This is a genomic window from Nonomuraea sp. NPDC049784, assembly GCF_040659615.1.
In the GTDB taxonomy this organism is placed as follows: domain Bacteria; phylum Actinomycetota; class Actinomycetes; order Streptosporangiales; family Streptosporangiaceae; genus Nonomuraea.
This window is the reverse complement of sequence record NZ_JBFAMX010001130.1, coordinates 1-1,738: the sequence shown is the minus strand read 5'-3', so window position 1 is coordinate 1,738 and position 1,738 is coordinate 1. Positions and strand designations below refer to the sequence as shown.

The following is a 1,738-nucleotide window of genomic DNA, read 5'->3' as shown; positions in this document are numbered from 1 at the left end:
CGAGGACCGGCACGTCGGCGTGATCGAGCAGCAACTGCCGGGCGAGCGTCGCGCGGTTGAGCGCCCGGGTGTCGAGAACGGTCATCGGCTCATGCCCCGACGCGCTCGTCGGCCGATCGCCGGTCTGGCGCCGCGGCCGAACATCATGGTGCCTGGGCAGTAGGGGCTGACCTGAATACCGGTCCGCTCCAGCTCGCGCATCTTCACGGTGACGCCGTTCCCCTTCGCTTTCATGCAGGACCCGAGTGGGTGGTGGATCTCGGCCCGGGACCGGTGACACCGGTCAGGACGATGGGCCCGATCCGGCAGGGCCTCGTCACCGCTCAGGTTGATTTCTGCCCGTCGAGCGTCTCCCGCAGGATGTCGGCGTGCCCGGCGTGCTGGGCGGTCTCGGCGATGACGTGCATCAGCACCCGGCGCACGCTGCGCACCGCTCCCGGCTCGTTCCAGGGCGCCTCCGGCAGCGGGTGCGTCGCCGACAGGTCGGGGACGGCGGCGACGATCTCCTCGCTGCGGGCGGCGACCTGCTCGTAACGCGCGAGGATCCCGGCCAGCGTCTCGCCGGGCAGCATCCGGAAGTCGTTCTGGTGGTCGATCGCCCACTGCGGGACCTCACGTGCGGTACCGGCCGCGAGGTCGGCCCAGGTGACGCCGCCGGGCAGGTCGTACCGCATCGCCGACGGGCCCTCGACCACGAAGCGCAGCCACCCTTCCTCGATGGACGCGACGTGCTTGATCAGCCCGCCCAGGCACAGCGCGCTGACCGTCGGGCGCTCACCGAGTTGCTCGTCGCTGAGCCCGCGGACGGTGTTGGTCAGGGCGGATCGCGCGGTCGCGAGCGCGGCGAGCAGTTCGCCCCGCTCGGCATCGAGGGGTGAGGGGGACGTGGTGGTCACGGAGTTCAGGCCTTTCGGGTAGTTGTCATTGACTGGCACGCGACAACAGTCCCAGGCGAAGCGGCCAGGGAGTGACCGCTTCTCAGGGCAATATGGGGGTCATGCCGAAGACTTCAGCGCGACTGCTGTCGTTGCTCTCGCTGCTCCAGGCGCGCCGGGACTGGCCGGGGGCGCTGCTGGCCGAGCGGCTGAACGTCAGCCCGCGCACCGTGCGCCGTGACGTGGACCGCCTGCGCGAGCTCGGCTATCCCATAGTGGCTTTCAAAGGGCCCGACGGTGGGTACAGGCTCGACGCCGGCGCGGAGCTGCCCCCGTTGCTGTTCGATGACGAGCAGGCCGTCGCTCTGGCCATCGCGCTCCAGATCGCCACCACCGCTGGTGCCGGCATCGAGGAAGCCGCGGCGCGCGCGCTGAACACCGTCCGGCAGGTCATGCCCGTACGGCTGCGCCGCCGGATCGACACCCTCCAGGTCACCGCCGTCGAGCGGCCCGCCATCCGACCGGACCCGCAGGTCGACAGCAGCGTGCTCATGGCACTCAGCGCCGCCGTCCACGCCCGCGAGGTGCTGCGCTTCGACTACACCCAAGGTGCCGACGCCCAGTCCCCGCCGCGCCGGGTGCAGCCCCATCACCTCGTCACCTGGGGCGGGCGCTGGTACCTCGTCGCCTGGGACCTCGACCGCGAGGACTGGCGCACCTTCCGTGCCGATCGGATCAACCCGCGCACCCCTACAGGGCCCCGCTTCACCCCGCGCGAGCTGCCCGGAGGTGAGGTGGCCGCCTTCTTGGCCGGCAGGTTCCGGGGCTCGGAGGGCTCCGGCGACTGGCCCTGCCGCGGCGAG

2 protein-coding genes are annotated in these 1,738 nt (G+C 71.5%); one reads left to right on the top strand and one right to left on the bottom strand.

Annotated features, from left to right (window positions below):
• Nucleotides 1-323 precede the first annotated feature (323 nt).
• Nucleotides 324-935 carry a DinB family protein gene (locus tag AB0J09_RS64015; RefSeq protein ID WP_360714198.1) on the bottom strand — a complete coding sequence of 204 codons (612 nt, stop codon included), beginning with the start codon at nt 933-935 and terminating at the stop codon, nt 324-326.
• A gap of 62 nt (nt 936-997) precedes the next feature.
• Between AB0J09_RS64015 and AB0J09_RS64010 the strand changes: the two genes are divergently transcribed.
• Nucleotides 998-1,738: WYL domain-containing protein (locus tag AB0J09_RS64010; protein ID WP_360714196.1), on the top strand; the 741-nt coding region annotated here is incomplete at its 3' end.